Source organism: Paenibacillus sp. FSL H7-0357, from assembly GCF_000758525.1.
Taxonomy (GTDB): domain Bacteria; phylum Bacillota; class Bacilli; order Paenibacillales; family Paenibacillaceae; genus Paenibacillus_AQ.
On sequence record NZ_CP009241.1, the window covers coordinates 5,397,728 to 5,411,806 of the forward strand.

Here is a 14,079-nt window from a genome sequence, read left to right on the forward strand (position 1 = left end):
TAATGATCTGGTGCGGCCCCCGCCTGTCGGCTGAGCTTATGCTGTCGAGCGATGGCCTGACGGCCTAGTGCATCATCTCTTCGGCACTGTGCATCAGTATTGATTAGATTCTTTCAAGCTCACTGTGATAATAAAAACTAGAGCGTTCTTTTAACGTGTATGTGTACCGTGTAATGCCTCTGCCCATTCTAGTAAGCGACCACTCGTTTATCGTGACGGTTTCACCAGTTTTCTTTAACCTGACCTTTTCACCGTCTTCAAAATGTTCCGACATGTGTCTCTGCCTCCTTTTCGTACGGGTATTAACTAATTCCTTTGTACTTATCAATCATCGCGCCCAAGACAGAACGGGCTTCGTTGTACATTAAAATAATCTGCGGCTTATTCTCTGCTTCAAAAACATACTGGTAAGGCTTGCCGCTTGTTGTATCCGTATTGGTGAAAGTGCCTTGAAAAATATACTCGCTGCCATCAATGTTAAAACATCCGCCAATATGCCTTTCAAACCAAGCCCCCAAATAATTCACCTTCCTTCGCTATATGCGTCTACTGCTTACTACTAAGCGTGATATATGCCGCCTCTGCCCTCTCTCGGTGGGTGGCGGTAAAGAAATTAGCAACTCCGGTGTACGAGAATAAGTCGTTATCGCTAAAGCTTAATGGGTCGCCATCCTCGTCCCATTTAAGACGCTTAGCTAAATTAATCGCATACATCCGGGCATTCGCTTTTATCGCTGCTGTCTGTACCTCTAGAGAGGCAGCAGGGTCCTCACAATACTTTGCGATCATGTCATAGTTGACCATTATCGCTGTTGGCTCTGTCCGGCCCATTAATTTCGACAATGCTATGTTAAGGCGTTCGTTGCTCCATTCCTGTACCTGTGTCATGGCTGTGCCTCCCCTTCCTCCGGCTGCCACTCTATTTGAACAAAGAGGCCGTCAACATAGGTTTTGACCTGGAAAGCATTCAGCGCACCCAGGATCGCATAACGTTGAGCCTGATCCTTTATCAACACCCGTTTGCCCGCCTTAAGCTTCTTCAGAATCGTCAGTAATTGGTTCATGCCTTGTCGCTCCCTTTCTCCAGGGCTTCCAGAACGCTCTTGTCAGAATGTTCTTCACAAAACCAAACTTTTCCACCGGATTTGTCAAAGGTTGAGAACATGAACTCTTCCCATATGGTCCGGCCACAGACTATGCATTTCTGTTCATACATCTGTCATTTCTCCTTCCTGTCTCTCCCTGATTAATTCGCCCCGAGCAATTGCCTGTATGCTCACATATACACTGCCTACTATCTTCATATCCGCAATCAGTGTCAGCGCCTCCCGTTGCCGGGCTATGGTCTGTTGTGCCTCTGCTAACTCCTTTTTTGTTGAAAGCAGTTCAGCCTCCATCAGAGCCATTGTCATGCCCAAATCATCCCGTTCTTGCATCCGCAAATACTTCCGGTCTTTCTGGCGTTCTGCTTCCTTCTGTGCCTCTTCTAGAGCAGCCAGCAACTTTGAGTTCAGTATTTCTGCTTCTCTCAATGCCATCTTCATTCCAGATTCTTTAACCTGTTCTTCTGGTGTCATTCAATTATCTCCTTCGTTGTTAGATGATGTATTAAGGGCTTTACGGGCGACATCCCATGGTCCTTCAAGCGATGTATATTCAAATGGATTTACCGCATAAGTCCCGTCAATATCTGTTGTTAACCAAACTTCTTCGTTAGCGTAGAACGCTAGGGCTTTGTCCTTTTCTTCTAGGAGAGAAAGTAGGTAGCCGTACCAGTCCATTGGGATTGTTGTGTATGTTCCGGGAGTGGCTTTGCACTTTTCATAGTCATTCTTAATCTGTGTTAGTTTATTCATGGGAACCCCCTATACGGCCCCCGGCTTGCGCCTGAGTAGATTCAGTCGATTGATGCCCTTCGGCCTGTGAGTCTCCTTTTATGCGTTTAATGGTGGTACGGGCTAAATATCCTCTGTCGTTGTCTATTTGATTAGTTGGTTGGTGAACACTTTTATACTTTTTTATGCTCCCGTACCACTCCAATGTCTTCACCGCTTCGTCTAGTTGTCTCTCTGTGATTTCTAGCCGGTCTACCAGTCCAATTAATTGATTTATGGTTTGATTGTATTCAAAAAGTAACTGCTTTGATTTTAGCCGTTCCTTTACCGCTTGGATTAGATCATCCATTCCCTTCACCCTCTCACCAATTTTTTTACCGGAACATTGCATTGAATTTATTTACTTGTTCGCCAATCGCCTTGTTTTGTTCGCGTTCCTTCGCTCGTCTTTTCTGTTCAATTTTCTCGTCATGTTCAACAATTTCACGTTCGATGTTCCGAAAGTATTGCAGGATTGGTGTTACCCATGTTCCTTTGTGCAACCACCCATAAGTTTCTGTCCATCCAGGATTACCGCCTATAATTCCATATACTTTGAACAGGTCTTTACCATCATCGTCGATTAGATAGATGAAGAATGTTTCCCCTCTGGCATGCGAAGCAGTTACATAAAGGATATTTCCGTTTCGATAGCATTCTGCATCTCCGCCATGGTGTACATATCCAAATTTCGTTTTTTCTAAATCCCCAAGTTTTCTATCACTGGCCTTTTTAATTAGTCTGTAATATTCAGTTGCACCTTTCACTCGTACCACCCTCTCACATTCTGTACGCCCCGTAGAGCGCTGATTATGGTTGACCCTAACTTGTGCCTGCCCTTGCGGTTATAACGTCTGTGTGGGGCTTGTATTAGCTGTGCGGTCTATTAACAACCCTCTTCCCCAACACTTCATAATTGGACGAATCATTAAATATTCTGCCGGATCAATGTCATATACTGGTGGTTCATAGTACGATCCGTGATCTGTGCATACAATATCTCCAGCGTGACACTTAATGCCGATCGGTTTAGCTCCAAACTGTTTCTCGCTATAAGCAACCGGATATTTATAATCATTTGGATATCGCCATACTCCTGGATGGTCAACCGGCATATAGTGATAGTTGATATCTCCATATTCGTACTTCATCCCTGTTTTCTCCCTTTTTCTCTCGCGCGTAGAGTGGCTTGCTTATCTCTGAGAGGCCCCTCTCGTTTTACTCTCTGCCGCGATATACTGTCTTTCCACACCGTTTACACCGTTGTTTCCATATCCTCATGTTGTAGTCGTATTTATGACCGAATATTTTGCATAGGAGATGCATGGGTTAGGCTCCTTTTCTCTGCGTCTTCCTTGAATGCTTCGATTCCCCGGCGCTGCCATTCTTCAAAGTCCAGGTCGTAGAGGTCGTAGTCGTCTATGGGTTTGGTCATCATCCTATCTCCAAATCAGTTCCATACTTTTCATTCACCGCATTCAAGTGATGCTTTAAGTCCACAATAGCTTTGTCATATCCTTCTTGATCTTGTATTTGGTCGAAGTTAACCTTTGTTCCTTTTGCGGTAGGCTTAAGCCACCGTGTCGGCAGCATGCCATCACCAAGCATCTTGTGCCATATAATAGCTTTTCTTACTTCGTAATCCTTTTCAGCGACTTTATTAGTCAGATATTTAAACTCAATTTGTCCACCGACAACTTTAATTTCTGATACGCTCACTGTTCATCCATCCTCTCTTATTTAAGCCGGTTCACTCTTGCTTTGTGGTCTGCGATCCGGTCCCAGCATTTCAATTTGTTCTGCCTTGCCGTTTATCCGACTTCCGATCTTCCCGCCGTTCATCGGTAACCGTTCTCTGATGCGACCTAATGCATAGTTGCTGGTCATGATCGTAACCTTGTTGTTCTTCATTCGCTCGTCAATGATGTTGTATAGCATCCCTTCGGCCCAATCCTTGTACTGAGCTGTGAAAATGTCGTCTATCATCAGGATCGGCACGTTGTAGTATCGCTGTAGCACATCAATTTCAGATTCTTCGCTATCTCGGCTGTATGTCGCTTTAATCTCTCCGTACAATTTTGACTCTGTGACGTATATTGCCGGGATCTTCCGGTATGAGAATGCATTTGCCATACACTGCATGAGGTAGGTCTTGCCAGTACCGTAGGCGTTTAAGATAGCTCCCTTTTCCTTAGAAGCTTCTGCTACCCGGGCATCGTCACCGAAGATGTACAGCCATGTGCCAAGCTCCATATGCCTCTTGATGTCACGAACAAATTCTATAGCCACCCCAAACTGTTCGCGGTTCAGATTGTCGACCGTTGCAGTTTTAAAGGTGTATCCTCGCTCTTTTGGGCTGAAGCTCTCGGCTGCGTTGTACTTTTGGAACATCCGGTCCATGTGGCAGCTGCAGTTTTCCACCACGGCCACTTGCATCGGAATCGGGTATCCTTCCGGCTGCTCCCATCGGAATGAGTTTATCGTTCCGGTGTAATCACATTTTGGACATCCTTCAGTCGAAGTTGCTGGCGATCCGCTGAACTTCTTCGGTGGTAAGTCCTGATTCTCGTCCAGGGCTTCCGATGAAGGTTTCAGCGCCTCGGCTCGCAGCCTTTCGACTCGCTTCAGAAACTCCTGCATAGCCGGCTTGATACTTTCCACCGTTCCCGCCTCCCCTGACCAAAGTTAGCTTTCTTTCGTCTTCCTCAACTCTAGTGACCACCCAGTTTAAAATGGCTCGGTAATCGCTGGTGTACTTCTTTCCGGTTGAACCTTTGTAATTGTCTAAGGTTTCAATGATCCGGTTAAGCTTGTCCTGTCCATGGGCTTCAAGGAGTTTGTCGTATTCTTCTTGAGTCATTGAGACGAATTCAGCAAATTTAATTTTAGGTATAATATCTTTTTTCTTTACCTTCTCAACATTCTTATCATTCTTTACATTCTTGTTTGTGTTCACTTGTTGTTCAGTTGTTGTTCGTTTGTTGTTCACTAGGTGTTCATTTTGTTGTTCACTATCTTGGTAATCTATCCATGAAAGTATTGATACTAAGCGGTTTTTATTGCCGTTTTGTTGTTCAATCTGTTGTTCGATTTCGAAGCTTTTTAGTATTCGTTGTACCTTACTTTCTGAAATATTGAATTTCTCAGCGATCACCTTTCTGCCGGTTATAAGTTGCCCGGGCTGAAGGATGATCTTGATCCCTTTGAACACTGTAGGGTACTCCTTATGAGTCGCATTCAGCAGTAAGTAAGTCCATACAGCGATGTGATCACTGTCCTTACAGACGATAGGGTTGTCCAGGATCTTACGATGTAATTTTATCCACCCATCCATATGCCCACCGCCTAAACGGCCTTATTTTGTGCAGCCCGTAATTCATACCAGCGGTTTTGGCAAGATTTCGCTGTCCGGTCAAGTGCTTCCGCTGCCTCGTTGAACCGGTCCAATACCTTTTTCCGGTTGTCTTTGGTCATAATCTCAGTTAGTAGAGCATCTTCATTGCTTGTCCAACTGTGGTAATAGAACCTTGGCATGTTGTTCAACTCCTTATTTCGTTTTCCTTGATCTCACTATATCCTACTTTATCCTACTTAGCAAGATAAATGTTTAGGTTATCGGATAAAATGCTATACTTTTTTTGAGGTGTATTTATATGGTGAGACAAACCAATAAAGAAAAGTTATCAATAACGCTCGACCCGGATGTATTTGAGTTTATAAGTGAAGCAGCCGCTGAGGATGACCGGTCGGTTAGCTCAAAGATCAATATCATCCTCCGCGACTATATGAAAGCTAATAAGAAGGACTAAGCACTCTTTAACTGCTGCAACTCAGCCTCTAACTCCGCAATCTTGCGTCGGGAAAACTCAATCATGTGTTCGTTATAATGTATACCGCCAAAGTCTCCGTATTTGATCGCATCTGGCATATCACTTGCGTAGATTGCGGCGGTGTTTTCCCATACCTCGATTTCGGATTTGATGCGTTCCTCGCGGGTCATACCTGTTCACCTCGCTTATAAACGCGCACTTGTTCAAGTCCACACTTGTTGCATGACATCACGACTAATGTTGAACCGTCTCTATATTCACAATAGTGTTTCTTATCACAAAAGCAGTGAACGTGCTTGATGTTGAATATGGCGTAGATCCACTTCATGCGCTCACCCCTTTCTTCTGCTTCCGCCGCGCCCGTACATCTGCTTCCAGTACATCCGCAATTCGTAGTAGCTTCTTACCTGTGGCACACTTAGTGTTACAATGCTTCTGCAGCCGGTTATAGGATGGGTTGGCCCATTTCTTATCCGTTCGCTTGGGGCATACCTTGCACACAGCTAGGTACTGGTCCAAGTCTTGCAAAGCCTCTTTACGATTCATAAGTTAAGTACCGCAAAAAGTGCAGCCTTACAGATCGCTTCAGGCGCTGTTTTTGAAACAGCCTGCGAGGAAAGACCAAGTTCATCAAAGTCAGCGCCCCACTCTTGTTCATTTGGATAAAACTCCAGCGCCAGACCGTGGGATTCTCGTTTATTGATATGCTCTACTACTTCCCATGCTGCGGATATATCGACTGAAGGAGAAAACACAGCCCATCCAACATGCGTGTTCCCATCTGACCAAAACCAACCGTTTCCTTTGGGCGTTAATTCAACTTTGTGCCATTTCAACACTGTTTCAATTACAATATGATCTAACTTTTTCCCCGGCTCCATCGCCATTATCTCTTCCCTTGTCATTTCCCTTTCGCCTCTTTCAATAGATTTGTAAGTACTGCCGTCTGTTCATTATCCAGACTCCACACGGTTGATAGTTCAGACTGCTTCAGGGAGCGATTCACGCCACGTTGGAGTATTAGTGACAGTTCGATAAACGAAGCGTCCTTGGACTGATTCTGTGCGTCTGGTGATGTGCTGGATAGGAATCGCTTGAACATCAGGCTTCCTCCTTGTACTGAATCCGGTCAAGTTCATCGAACCAGAAGTTTTCTCCGTACTTTTCACGCTGCAGCTCAATGTATTTGTTCAGCACGGACGTTTTTTCGTGAATCATCTTGTGGCAGTAGTTGCAGACGCGCAGCCCGTTTTCTTTAACGCCCCGGCCGGATCTGCTCCGGGGCATGATGTGGTGCGTTTGAGTACCGCGGCTAACGAAGCAAACTTGGCATAGGCCGTTAGATTCGCTGATCAGTTCAGCCACTACGTTTAAAGGGAACTCGGCACGCTGTGAACGGGTCTTATTCTTTTTGTGGTTTTTGAAAATTTCCTTTTTTAATGGTGACAAGACTTTTTTCTTCTTCTTTGGGATTCCCATTTGCTACACCTCATTTTGATATTTGATGATGCTCTGCAATGCGGATATCTGCGTCTGTATGGCTCCAATGGACTCTATAGCAGCCTTCCAAATCGTTTCGTCATAGTCTCGCTTGAATAGGTAATCCCCGACATTTCCCTTGGCAACATCACCGATCATGCCGATGCTCATGCCTTCTGTTTTAAGCTTGATCATTTCCTGTGCCAACTTGACGCGGTACGCCTGCTCTGATTCAGCCTTTGACTTTCCCAGCGCATACAGTGTATCTGCGGCCTTGCTCAATCGCTGAGAGGCCGCATAGATTTCCTGGTTAATCTGGATGATATCTATTGCCATAAGTCACCTCCGTTATATGGCCTCAAGCAAATCAAGGTAATGTGTCATGCTGCTCAATCTTTTTTTAGCTTTGCAGTAATTACAGCGTCCGCATCCGGTTGGCTTAACATTTCCGAATTTAACATCCAGAATATGAGGTAGTTTTTGTTCTACTTCTCTAAGCTTTTCTTGGATGATTTGATCGTCAAACCAAATGATTTCTTTGTCTGGAACCTCTTCCTTAGAAACAGCCAGTAGTGTAGGCTCGAGATATTCAAATTTCATTTCTCCGCTCAATCTCTCGATCTCGGCATACATTGCCATTTGAACGTCATATCCGTACATCTGGATGAAGGACACATATTTTGTTCCGTCCCAATATTTTTCCCGAATTCCTTTAACTGTTTTAATATCAGTGAACCGCCCGTTATCCCGAGATAAAACATCTATCTTCGATTTCCACATAGTGCCGAATATATCAGCTGTAAGAATGACCTCTTTCTCACCTTCAAGCACCTTATTGCATAGATCGTCAGCTAAAACCACGTCAATCATGTTGTTTGCTGACTTATATGGTGCTTTAAGTTCCTTTTTAGCTGTGTAAATATCTGGTGTTGATGATTTAAAAGCTTCAAAAGCTTCATTGCTTTCTAGCGCTGCATGTACATATGAGCCAACCAATAACGCTTCATGTTTCATGTCCGTGTATGATCCATTGAGTTTTGCCATAGCTGCGGATTCACATTTTATGAAATCTTTGTATTGCGAAACGCTCATATATTCCTGGTTCGCTTCAGGAGAGTAATAGTTTTCAGCCGTTAGTTCCATCACGTTTACCTCCTGTAGCAAGTTGTTCAGTCAATTTGTTCAGGAATGATTCAGCCATTTCATCGTCCAATTGCATCAAAGGGACACCGTATAGAGCGGAACTCTGATCATCCAGTCGGTTAGCTCTCATTCCTAATGTGGCCCATGCTGCCTTGATCTTCGACAAAACCTCTTTAGATGCTTTCTGACCGAACTTGTTTTGGAATGCGTCTGGATCGTCCTTATCCGTCGGGATGTTGAAGAATTTAAGCGTGAAATATTTTTCTGCGTATGTGAGAGCTTTACCTACGCCTTTTTCGCCCGCAATATCAACACCCTGGGAATACCATGGGCATTCTATTTTTTCCTCTGGATTGTCTGCATTTACCCATGTAAATGTCATATTCAACTCCGTAAAATAGGTGGTTGTCTTTTTTGGCTTATCCCGGTCCATATATTCAATTGTTTCTGACAGAAGGTTCTTATCCGTGATTCTTGGTATCAACAACAAACCCATATCATTAATTTTGTCGCGAACAGATGCCAACACTTGGGCGCTACCTGTATAGTCGTATTGATTTGATTTCGATTCTTTCTTGAGATAATCAACTGACTTACGAACCTCAACCAATTTTTGATAGATGTTCAATGTGTACTACCTCCTAAAGTTTTGGTATAATTGTCGTAACTTAATTTTCAAACAGTCTTTCCCGGGCAGCCAGTGCAATGGCTGCTTCTTCTCTGCGTTTAGCCCTAACCATGCTCATAAAGTAAACTCTCAATAACGTGTCAGTTAGCGTCCCCTTCGCCTTTGCGATCTTCGCAAGCTCTAGAAATGTCAGTCTGTTTGGTATCATCCTCCTTTCCCTCCTTCCCGTAATGCTCTAAAATGTCCAGTACCGTTTTAAGCAGATTCTTTCAGCTCTCTTTCCAGGAATGCTTTGCTCATTTCCATCAGTTCTTCAAGCTCTCGCTGCTCGTCCAAGGTGCGGATTTCCTTAGCCCGGTAACCTTTCTCATGGATGCGGATAATCAGGCTCTCCATGTCTACAGCTGCCCATTGGAAGATCCGTCCACACTCTGTTGTAAAGTAGAACTGCACAGATGGTGCTGGTGGTGGATACTTAGCTTGCATCGTCAAACCCTCCTAATTCCCGCACGAAAGGCCGCGGTATGCTGGTTAATGCTTCATCCTTGCAGGCTGTACAATGGGGCTGTAGGATGTCGTATACTTCCCATTCTGCTTCCCGGCCGCAGCCACATGTTGGTGAGTAGAAACGGTATGGACTTGGTTTCGGCTTGTCTGGTGTTTTAAATGGGATCAGCGTCAACATCGGGTTTCTGAGGTCTTCGATTTTTTTAGCCATGGCTTGTCCCTCCTTATTTGAAATATGGTTCCATGAATTTGAACGCCATTTTTGCTGCATTCTCTTTTTCACCCATTGGTGCAGCAGCACAACTTGCTAGCTTAAGAAGCTTTTCAATTCTAGAATCTTTTATCTGTGCTTCCTTGATGCTTTTGATCATTAACGTTATAAGGTTATCCACACTACCAAATGTAAATAGTGCACCTTCCCACATTTTATCCAGTCGTTTAGCCAACTTTCTTCACTCCTTTTTCTCCTTTGATAAGCGCGTATCGACGGTCTTGTTTGTCGCGTTGTTCTTTCTTCTTCGACTCAAGCCAGAGAATGAAATCTTCTTTAATAGTTCGACGACCGTTTCCAATCTTCATATTTGGGATTCCTCCAAACTCGATCGGCATATCGTAGAGGTCGTATACAGTGTTCCGAGCCATAATTAGGTAATCAGCAATGTCTTGCGCTCTTAGCACTGGTGGTAATTCTTCGAGGCTTACTCGCTTCTTCATGATGTACCTCCTTGGAATTATTATCCTTTTAAGTCGTTTGGTGTCGTGTATAATTGACTTGTGAGTCATGTCGTTCTTTATGCTGTTCGGTCATGTATTTCTTGTATTACATTATCTACAAAAAAAATATCTCTCTCAGCTTTTTTTAAAGCATCCGCAATTGAAAACATTAAAGATCCTGAAATGTTTTTCCGATCACCTTTTTCTATCGCGTGAATGGTTTGTCTGCTTGTCTTAGCTCGTCTCGCTAACTCTGCAACACTCATACCAGTTTCAGTTCTATACTCTTTTACTTTGTTCTTCATGTGTTACACCTCCTTGTTAATAAGGTAACATATGAATTACTTAAGTGTCAAGTATGAATTACACATTTAGATTTTTATTTTGGAATTACATAATGTAATGTAAGAATTACACGGAGGTGCAATGGTGGTTAATTTAGGTGAATTGTTACGCCAATTACGAGGTAAGGAATCTTTGCGAAGCGTTTCTAAACGTGCAGGGATTAGTCACAACTACTTAAGCATTGTTGAAAAGGGGGTAGATCCAAGGACAGGCGCGCCTGTAAAAGCTTCTCCTGATACGTTGAGAAGTTTGTCGCGCGCCTACAATTATCCGTATAAGGATTTGATGCTAGCTGCCGGTTATTCAGAACTTGAAGACCAACATCAAAGAGAAATAGAAAGCGTTACAAAATCAATAAATGCTATAAGCGACCTGAAAGAATTAATCTTGAGATATGATGATGAGCAAATTCTAGATATGTATCATCACACATCAAATGGAGAAGATTTGAAAGAAGAAGATGTCAAGAAAATTCTCTCTTATGTTCGATTTGTTCTGAAGGATTCTTAAATTCCAAGACTGACTTGTCCAATCCTAGTTTTACGAACACTTCATACCAGTCGATCACATCTTTCTTTGTTTGTTTCATGCAAGTCTCTCCTGTCGAATCAGAATGTTAATACCATAATATACGAACATAGGTTCCTATACAACGTTAAAAAAAATTGAGGAGTACGTGCATGGCCTATATACCGGGTCGATGTCGCCTCCGCCTGTTACTTAGAGAGAGACGCAAGTCTCAGAAATGGTTGTCCGATAAAACTGGTATAGATAAGTACAGAATTTCTTATTACGCCAATGACCGAGGTTTAATGCACATTTCCACAGCAAAAACCATTGCTAATGCTCTAGGATGTCATATTGACGATCTGTATGAATGGATTCAAGGCGGAGGCCATGAGTAGATTTTCTACTCTCGGCTCGGTGTAAAAGTTGTCACATCTCACAACCATTTATTTAAGTGGTAGCGCTGCCACGTGTACAAGAATAATTTACCATCTATAGAGATTGTTTTATAGCGGTAATGTATTACAGTAAATTACTATTTGGAATCAATTACATAATTTTTTACATGATGGTGGTAATAAAGGAGGGCATAACCATTTACACTATGGATGTTTAGGTTATAATGAGGGTGTAAGGGTTATGCCCTAGATGGTTGTCACCTAGTTACCTTGGTCGGGCTTAGGTGAACGGATTAGTCGCTGAATAGCGGCTTTTTTTATTTGACAACATGTAGGTACCTGGGTATTGCCTTTCTGACTTTTGTAACTTCTCCAGTCTGGCTATTCTCCAAGTACTGCTTTCCCTTTTCATCCGTGTGCATTGTGTAGTATGGTACATCATTTTCATCCATGAACTCTTCCATAAGACCTTTTTGTCCTTGTACTCTACGAATATCACTTATCAAGGACATATTATTTACCATGAAATGGGACACATCCCAATTTTGATAATCCCATAAAAAGTCATTGATTTTTTCCAATATAGGTGTATTTTCGCCTATTTCCGCTATAGCATTCTTTGTGAAAAAATAATCTTTCCACCCGTTCTTCTCGCCATCATATTTCTTTTCTATTGGGAAAATGTTTTCAAATTCATTTGGACTAAGTTGACTCATGGCCCCCTTGATGAACTCAAATGCTTCCATTATAGATAAAAGCTCATCATAATTTAAACCATCAGTATTTTTAGCATTTAACATTTTCACTCCATAATAAACGAATCTTTTCTTTTCTAATATCTTCAGTTCATCAAATAATGAATCTGAGTTATTTAGGCGTTCAACACATTTAGAGAATGCATTGAAATATAGATCAAAGTAGTTAGGCCGTTCCCTTTTGACTCCGTTTATAACTTTAAAATTCATTTTTATCCTCCTCCATTAAGCTGCTGGCAAAAACTTATTGATAAAATATATTTGTCCTTTTCCTGTAACTTTTGCAGTAAAAGTAAGCTTGGTTGTACCTCCAGATCCGCTGCGATATCCGGTTTTGATCTCAAACAATCCCATTTCCATTGAACGTTGTGTAGGCTTGTTGTACTCAGTTCCAGACTTAATCAGATATCCTTCATCCCTCATCCATTTAAACAATCGAATTTCTCCTATCTCTACACCTTTTTGACGCATCAACTTAGCTAATTGTCCAACCAGTATGGAATCCTCTGATATTTCAATTGCTTCAGCATAATGTACTTTGTGCTTGTCATTTTCAATTTTCAACTCAAGAACTTTGTTTTTCTCTTGTGCTTCTTTCAATACATTTCCTAGTTGTATTAGAAAATCTGGGTTGGTTGTAATTTTTTCAATTGTGTCTGGAGTCATATATGCTCCGTGTTTTCTAATTGATGGGAGTATTTCGTCTGCTACTCTTGCCTGAAACGCAATGCCTTTTTCGTTTTCTGACTTCATCGACAATCTATAGAAGACGTTTTCTGGTATATACTCTTTCCCCACAAGTGGAGAAAATCCCAATTCAATCAAATATCCATTTACTCTTTCCCAACGAATGTATTCTACCTTCCCTTTTTGTTGAGTAAAACCAAGGCCTCGAGACACATCATCCAAATTCAATTGCGCTACTCCGTTTTCGTCAATAAACCCTCTTACCCCGTTAATAGTAATTAATTGATTCATTATTAATCCTCCCTTGTAAAATATAATTTACAAATGCTACAATAAACACGGAGTTGTTACGATACATCTCTGAGCAGTTCTTCAATGCATGTCAGGTTAAATATTACCTTGAGCGAATCCGCCATATCCAGATTAATTTTCGAAGTGCCTTTCTCGATTTTGTGATAGAACTGTTGCGAAACTCCCAACTTCTCAGCCACTTCTTTTTGAGATAAAAAGTTGATTTTTCTCAGATACTCTACTCTTGTTTTTGGCTGTGCCATTGTTTTCCACCTCCCATAATTAAATAATACAACCATATGTTTATTAAATCAATGCCAAGGAGATGTTTTTTTGAATTTATTTTCCGCACGTTTAAAATGGCTAAGAGAACGCATGAATATTTCTCAAAAGGAAATGGCACAAAAAATAGGTGTTTCCCAGCAGTACTACAATAAATTCGAAAAGGGGACTGGACAACCGAATCTTGAAACCTTGTATAAAATCAGGCATACAACTGGTGAATCACTAGATTTTATTATTGGGTATACTTTTGAAGATAAGGAAGCAACTCTTCTTTACGAAATTTATATTGACCACAGGGATCAAAGAGAAAAATTGGAAAACGATATAGAACATCTCAGTAACGATACTTTTGCAATGGGAAAAATGAACCTTGAAGAGAGGATGTCACTTGTTAGCAAACTAAGAGAGGGTGTTTTGGATTATTTAAAGAGGGAAGAAAGAGCTTTAGATATGTTCATAACTCATATTTCTGAACTACCAGGTTTTGATGATCACATGAATAAAGAACACTGGAAAAATGAGTACGAATCTTATAAAAACAACCATAATGTTTTTTTTACTGACTTTGCAAAGAAATACACGGATATTTTTGATTGAACAAAAAGACCATACTCACTTCGGGTATGGTTTTTTTGT

General features: G+C 41.9%; 33 protein-coding genes. 3 read left to right on the top strand and 30 right to left on the bottom strand.

The window, feature by feature from the left end; translation table 11 throughout:
• Positions 1-302: 302 nt before the first annotated feature.
• From H70357_RS23755 to H70357_RS23875, 27 genes are all read right to left on the bottom strand, one after another.
• The gene (locus H70357_RS23755) at positions 303-527 is read right to left on the bottom strand and encodes a hypothetical protein (RefSeq protein ID WP_156130930.1); all 225 of its coding nucleotides are present in this window, start codon (positions 525-527) and stop codon (positions 303-305) included.
• A 19-nt stretch (positions 528-546) separates the two neighbouring features.
• Positions 547-888 (bottom strand): hypothetical protein, encoded by a 342-nt coding sequence (locus tag H70357_RS23760; protein WP_038594848.1) that lies wholly within the window; start codon positions 886-888, stop codon positions 547-549.
• Positions 885-1,064, bottom strand: coding sequence for a hypothetical protein (locus H70357_RS23765; RefSeq protein WP_038594851.1), 180 nt, complete (start codon positions 1,062-1,064; stop codon positions 885-887). Before H70357_RS23765 ends, H70357_RS23760 begins: the two co-directional genes overlap by 4 nt.
• On the bottom strand, positions 1,061-1,216 hold the full coding sequence (locus H70357_RS36030; protein WP_156130931.1) for a hypothetical protein: 156 nt from the start codon (positions 1,214-1,216) through the stop codon (positions 1,061-1,063). The genes H70357_RS23765 and H70357_RS36030 overlap by 4 nt, the downstream gene beginning before the upstream one ends.
• Entirely contained in the window at positions 1,209-1,577 is a 369-nt protein-coding gene (locus tag H70357_RS23770; protein WP_038594854.1) for a hypothetical protein, read from the bottom strand. The genes H70357_RS36030 and H70357_RS23770 overlap by 8 nt, the downstream gene beginning before the upstream one ends.
• On the bottom strand, positions 1,578-1,856 hold the full coding sequence (locus H70357_RS23775) for a hypothetical protein (RefSeq protein ID WP_038594857.1): 279 nt from the start codon (positions 1,854-1,856) through the stop codon (positions 1,578-1,580).
• Positions 1,849-2,184, bottom strand: coding sequence for a hypothetical protein (locus H70357_RS23780; protein WP_038594860.1), 336 nt, complete (start codon positions 2,182-2,184; stop codon positions 1,849-1,851). Before H70357_RS23780 ends, H70357_RS23775 begins: the two co-directional genes overlap by 8 nt.
• A gap of 25 nt (positions 2,185-2,209) precedes the next feature.
• Positions 2,210-2,641: a hypothetical protein gene (locus tag H70357_RS23785; protein WP_052092216.1), complete on the bottom strand. Its 432-nt coding sequence runs from the start codon at positions 2,639-2,641 to the stop codon at positions 2,210-2,212.
• Positions 2,642-2,719: 78 nt separating this feature from the next.
• A complete protein-coding gene (locus H70357_RS23790) occupies positions 2,720-3,025 on the bottom strand; it encodes a hypothetical protein (protein ID WP_156130932.1) in 306 nt (101 codons plus the stop codon).
• A gap of 67 nt (positions 3,026-3,092) precedes the next feature.
• Positions 3,093-3,200 (bottom strand): DUF1660 family phage protein, encoded by a 108-nt coding sequence (locus tag H70357_RS37210; RefSeq protein WP_081965895.1) that lies wholly within the window; start codon positions 3,198-3,200, stop codon positions 3,093-3,095.
• A 108-nt stretch (positions 3,201-3,308) separates the two neighbouring features.
• Positions 3,309-3,593: a hypothetical protein gene (locus tag H70357_RS23795; protein WP_038594866.1), complete on the bottom strand. Its 285-nt coding sequence runs from the start codon at positions 3,591-3,593 to the stop codon at positions 3,309-3,311.
• Positions 3,594-3,614: 21 nt separating this feature from the next.
• On the bottom strand, positions 3,615-4,310 hold the full coding sequence (locus H70357_RS36745) for a DnaA ATPase domain-containing protein (protein WP_038594869.1): 696 nt from the start codon (positions 4,308-4,310) through the stop codon (positions 3,615-3,617).
• A gap of 76 nt (positions 4,311-4,386) precedes the next feature.
• The gene (locus H70357_RS36750; protein WP_231578310.1) at positions 4,387-5,208 is read right to left on the bottom strand and encodes a hypothetical protein; all 822 of its coding nucleotides are present in this window, start codon (positions 5,206-5,208) and stop codon (positions 4,387-4,389) included.
• Between the two features lie 11 nt (positions 5,209-5,219).
• Entirely contained in the window at positions 5,220-5,408 is a 189-nt protein-coding gene (locus H70357_RS23810; protein WP_038594873.1) for a hypothetical protein, read from the bottom strand.
• Between the two features lie 271 nt (positions 5,409-5,679).
• Positions 5,680-5,874 carry a hypothetical protein gene (locus H70357_RS23815; protein WP_038594876.1) on the bottom strand — a complete coding sequence of 65 codons (195 nt, stop codon included), beginning with the start codon at positions 5,872-5,874 and terminating at the stop codon, positions 5,680-5,682.
• 372 nt (positions 5,875-6,246) lie between these two features.
• On the bottom strand, positions 6,247-6,609 hold the full coding sequence (locus H70357_RS23825) for a BC1872 family protein (protein WP_038594881.1): 363 nt from the start codon (positions 6,607-6,609) through the stop codon (positions 6,247-6,249).
• Positions 6,606-6,806, bottom strand: coding sequence for a hypothetical protein (locus tag H70357_RS23830; RefSeq protein ID WP_038594883.1), 201 nt, complete (start codon positions 6,804-6,806; stop codon positions 6,606-6,608). The genes H70357_RS23825 and H70357_RS23830 overlap by 4 nt, the downstream gene beginning before the upstream one ends.
• Positions 6,806-7,153 (bottom strand): HNH endonuclease, encoded by a 348-nt coding sequence (locus H70357_RS23835; RefSeq protein ID WP_197073612.1) that lies wholly within the window; start codon positions 7,151-7,153, stop codon positions 6,806-6,808. The genes H70357_RS23830 and H70357_RS23835 overlap by 1 nt, the downstream gene beginning before the upstream one ends.
• Before the next feature lie 33 nt (positions 7,154-7,186).
• Positions 7,187-7,519: a hypothetical protein gene (locus H70357_RS23840; protein ID WP_038594886.1), complete on the bottom strand. Its 333-nt coding sequence runs from the start codon at positions 7,517-7,519 to the stop codon at positions 7,187-7,189.
• Positions 7,520-7,531: 12 nt separating this feature from the next.
• Positions 7,532-8,326 carry a PD-(D/E)XK nuclease-like domain-containing protein gene (locus H70357_RS23845; protein WP_038594889.1) on the bottom strand — a complete coding sequence of 265 codons (795 nt, stop codon included), beginning with the start codon at positions 8,324-8,326 and terminating at the stop codon, positions 7,532-7,534.
• Complete coding sequence (locus H70357_RS23850) at positions 8,310-8,954, bottom strand: ERF family protein (protein ID WP_038594892.1); 645 nt, start codon at positions 8,952-8,954, stop codon at positions 8,310-8,312. Before H70357_RS23850 ends, H70357_RS23845 begins: the two co-directional genes overlap by 17 nt.
• A 40-nt stretch (positions 8,955-8,994) precedes the next feature.
• Positions 8,995-9,162 (bottom strand): hypothetical protein, encoded by a 168-nt coding sequence (locus H70357_RS36035; protein ID WP_156130934.1) that lies wholly within the window; start codon positions 9,160-9,162, stop codon positions 8,995-8,997.
• 47 nt (positions 9,163-9,209) lie between these two features.
• Positions 9,210-9,440 (bottom strand): hypothetical protein, encoded by a 231-nt coding sequence (locus tag H70357_RS23855; RefSeq protein ID WP_038594894.1) that lies wholly within the window; start codon positions 9,438-9,440, stop codon positions 9,210-9,212.
• Complete coding sequence (locus H70357_RS23860; RefSeq protein WP_038594896.1) at positions 9,430-9,672, bottom strand: hypothetical protein; 243 nt, start codon at positions 9,670-9,672, stop codon at positions 9,430-9,432. The genes H70357_RS23855 and H70357_RS23860 overlap by 11 nt, the downstream gene beginning before the upstream one ends.
• Positions 9,673-9,685: 13 nt before the next feature.
• Complete coding sequence (locus tag H70357_RS23865; RefSeq protein ID WP_038594897.1) at positions 9,686-9,907, bottom strand: hypothetical protein; 222 nt, start codon at positions 9,905-9,907, stop codon at positions 9,686-9,688.
• Positions 9,900-10,175, bottom strand: a complete 276-nt coding sequence (locus H70357_RS23870) for a helix-turn-helix domain-containing protein (RefSeq protein WP_052092218.1) — start codon at positions 10,173-10,175, stop codon at positions 9,900-9,902. The genes H70357_RS23865 and H70357_RS23870 overlap by 8 nt, the downstream gene beginning before the upstream one ends.
• A 77-nt stretch (positions 10,176-10,252) precedes the next feature.
• Positions 10,253-10,480 (bottom strand): helix-turn-helix transcriptional regulator, encoded by a 228-nt coding sequence (locus tag H70357_RS23875; protein ID WP_038594898.1) that lies wholly within the window; start codon positions 10,478-10,480, stop codon positions 10,253-10,255.
• 121 nt (positions 10,481-10,601) lie between these two features.
• Here H70357_RS23875 and H70357_RS36040 point away from each other — a divergent pair, with 121 nt between their 5' ends.
• On the top strand, positions 10,602-11,030 hold the full coding sequence (locus H70357_RS36040) for a helix-turn-helix domain-containing protein (RefSeq protein WP_038594899.1): 429 nt from the start codon (positions 10,602-10,604) through the stop codon (positions 11,028-11,030).
• A 170-nt stretch (positions 11,031-11,200) separates the two neighbouring features.
• A complete protein-coding gene (locus H70357_RS23885; protein WP_038594900.1) occupies positions 11,201-11,425 on the top strand; it encodes a helix-turn-helix domain-containing protein in 225 nt (74 codons plus the stop codon).
• Positions 11,426-11,742: 317 nt separating this feature from the next.
• On the opposite strand, the gene H70357_RS23890 is transcribed toward H70357_RS23885, so the two are convergent.
• From H70357_RS23890 to H70357_RS23900, 3 genes are read right to left on the bottom strand one after another with little or no spacing between them, the layout of a single operon-like run.
• Positions 11,743-12,390: a hypothetical protein gene (locus tag H70357_RS23890; protein WP_038594901.1), complete on the bottom strand. Its 648-nt coding sequence runs from the start codon at positions 12,388-12,390 to the stop codon at positions 11,743-11,745.
• A gap of 15 nt (positions 12,391-12,405) precedes the next feature.
• The gene (locus H70357_RS23895) at positions 12,406-13,158 is read right to left on the bottom strand and encodes a phage antirepressor KilAC domain-containing protein (RefSeq protein ID WP_038594902.1); all 753 of its coding nucleotides are present in this window, start codon (positions 13,156-13,158) and stop codon (positions 12,406-12,408) included.
• A gap of 56 nt (positions 13,159-13,214) precedes the next feature.
• Positions 13,215-13,421, bottom strand: a complete 207-nt coding sequence (locus tag H70357_RS23900) for a helix-turn-helix transcriptional regulator (protein WP_038594903.1) — start codon at positions 13,419-13,421, stop codon at positions 13,215-13,217.
• Between the two features lie 70 nt (positions 13,422-13,491).
• Between H70357_RS23900 and H70357_RS23905 the strand changes: the two genes are divergently transcribed.
• Complete coding sequence (locus tag H70357_RS23905) at positions 13,492-14,040, top strand: helix-turn-helix transcriptional regulator (RefSeq protein ID WP_038594904.1); 549 nt, start codon at positions 13,492-13,494, stop codon at positions 14,038-14,040.
• Positions 14,041-14,079: the final 39 nt, after the last annotated feature.

Bases quoted from the DNA above. Each gene is read 5' to 3' on its own strand.
- H70357_RS23840 (WP_038594886.1), bottom strand. From the start codon at position 7,519: ATGGCAATAGATATCATCCAGATTAACCAGGAAATCTATGCGGCCTCT.
- H70357_RS23895 (WP_038594902.1), bottom strand. From the start codon at position 13,158: ATGAATCAATTAATTACTATTAACGGGGTAAGAGGGTTTATTGACGAA.
- H70357_RS36035 (WP_156130934.1), bottom strand. From the start codon at position 9,162: ATGATACCAAACAGACTGACATTTCTAGAGCTTGCGAAGATCGCAAAG.
- H70357_RS23845 (WP_038594889.1), bottom strand. From the start codon at position 8,326: ATGGAACTAACGGCTGAAAACTATTACTCTCCTGAAGCGAACCAGGAA.
- H70357_RS23860 (WP_038594896.1), bottom strand. From the start codon at position 9,672: ATGGCTAAAAAAATCGAAGACCTCAGAAACCCGATGTTGACGCTGATC.
- H70357_RS23790 (WP_156130932.1), bottom strand. From the start codon at position 3,025: ATGAAGTACGAATATGGAGATATCAACTATCACTATATGCCGGTTGAC.
- H70357_RS37210 (WP_081965895.1), bottom strand. From the start codon at position 3,200: ATGCATCTCCTATGCAAAATATTCGGTCATAAATACGACTACAACATG.
- H70357_RS23775 (WP_038594857.1), bottom strand. From the start codon at position 1,856: ATGAATAAACTAACACAGATTAAGAATGACTATGAAAAGTGCAAAGCC.
- H70357_RS23890 (WP_038594901.1), bottom strand. From the start codon at position 12,390: ATGAATTTTAAAGTTATAAACGGAGTCAAAAGGGAACGGCCTAACTAC.
- H70357_RS36030 (WP_156130931.1), bottom strand. From the start codon at position 1,216: ATGTATGAACAGAAATGCATAGTCTGTGGCCGGACCATATGGGAAGAG.
- H70357_RS36745 (WP_038594869.1), bottom strand. From the start codon at position 4,310: ATGCAAGTGGCCGTGGTGGAAAACTGCAGCTGCCACATGGACCGGATG.
- H70357_RS23900 (WP_038594903.1), bottom strand. From the start codon at position 13,421: ATGGCACAGCCAAAAACAAGAGTAGAGTATCTGAGAAAAATCAACTTT.
- H70357_RS23870 (WP_052092218.1), bottom strand. From the start codon at position 10,175: ATGAAGAAGCGAGTAAGCCTCGAAGAATTACCACCAGTGCTAAGAGCG.
- H70357_RS23855 (WP_038594894.1), bottom strand. From the start codon at position 9,440: ATGCAAGCTAAGTATCCACCACCAGCACCATCTGTGCAGTTCTACTTT.
- H70357_RS23825 (WP_038594881.1), bottom strand. From the start codon at position 6,609: ATGACAAGGGAAGAGATAATGGCGATGGAGCCGGGGAAAAAGTTAGAT.
- H70357_RS23885 (WP_038594900.1), top strand. From the start codon at position 11,201: ATGGCCTATATACCGGGTCGATGTCGCCTCCGCCTGTTACTTAGAGAG.
- H70357_RS23810 (WP_038594873.1), bottom strand. From the start codon at position 5,408: ATGCCAAGGTTCTATTACCACAGTTGGACAAGCAATGAAGATGCTCTA.
- H70357_RS23770 (WP_038594854.1), bottom strand. From the start codon at position 1,577: ATGACACCAGAAGAACAGGTTAAAGAATCTGGAATGAAGATGGCATTG.
- H70357_RS23815 (WP_038594876.1), bottom strand. From the start codon at position 5,874: ATGACCCGCGAGGAACGCATCAAATCCGAAATCGAGGTATGGGAAAAC.
- H70357_RS36750 (WP_231578310.1), bottom strand. From the start codon at position 5,208: ATGGATGGGTGGATAAAATTACATCGTAAGATCCTGGACAACCCTATC.
- H70357_RS36040 (WP_038594899.1), top strand. From the start codon at position 10,602: ATGGTGGTTAATTTAGGTGAATTGTTACGCCAATTACGAGGTAAGGAA.
- H70357_RS23780 (WP_038594860.1), bottom strand. From the start codon at position 2,184: ATGGATGATCTAATCCAAGCGGTAAAGGAACGGCTAAAATCAAAGCAG.
- H70357_RS23875 (WP_038594898.1), bottom strand. From the start codon at position 10,480: ATGAAGAACAAAGTAAAAGAGTATAGAACTGAAACTGGTATGAGTGTT.
- H70357_RS23760 (WP_038594848.1), bottom strand. From the start codon at position 888: ATGACACAGGTACAGGAATGGAGCAACGAACGCCTTAACATAGCATTG.
- H70357_RS23765 (WP_038594851.1), bottom strand. From the start codon at position 1,064: ATGAACCAATTACTGACGATTCTGAAGAAGCTTAAGGCGGGCAAACGG.
- H70357_RS23830 (WP_038594883.1), bottom strand. From the start codon at position 6,806: ATGTTCAAGCGATTCCTATCCAGCACATCACCAGACGCACAGAATCAG.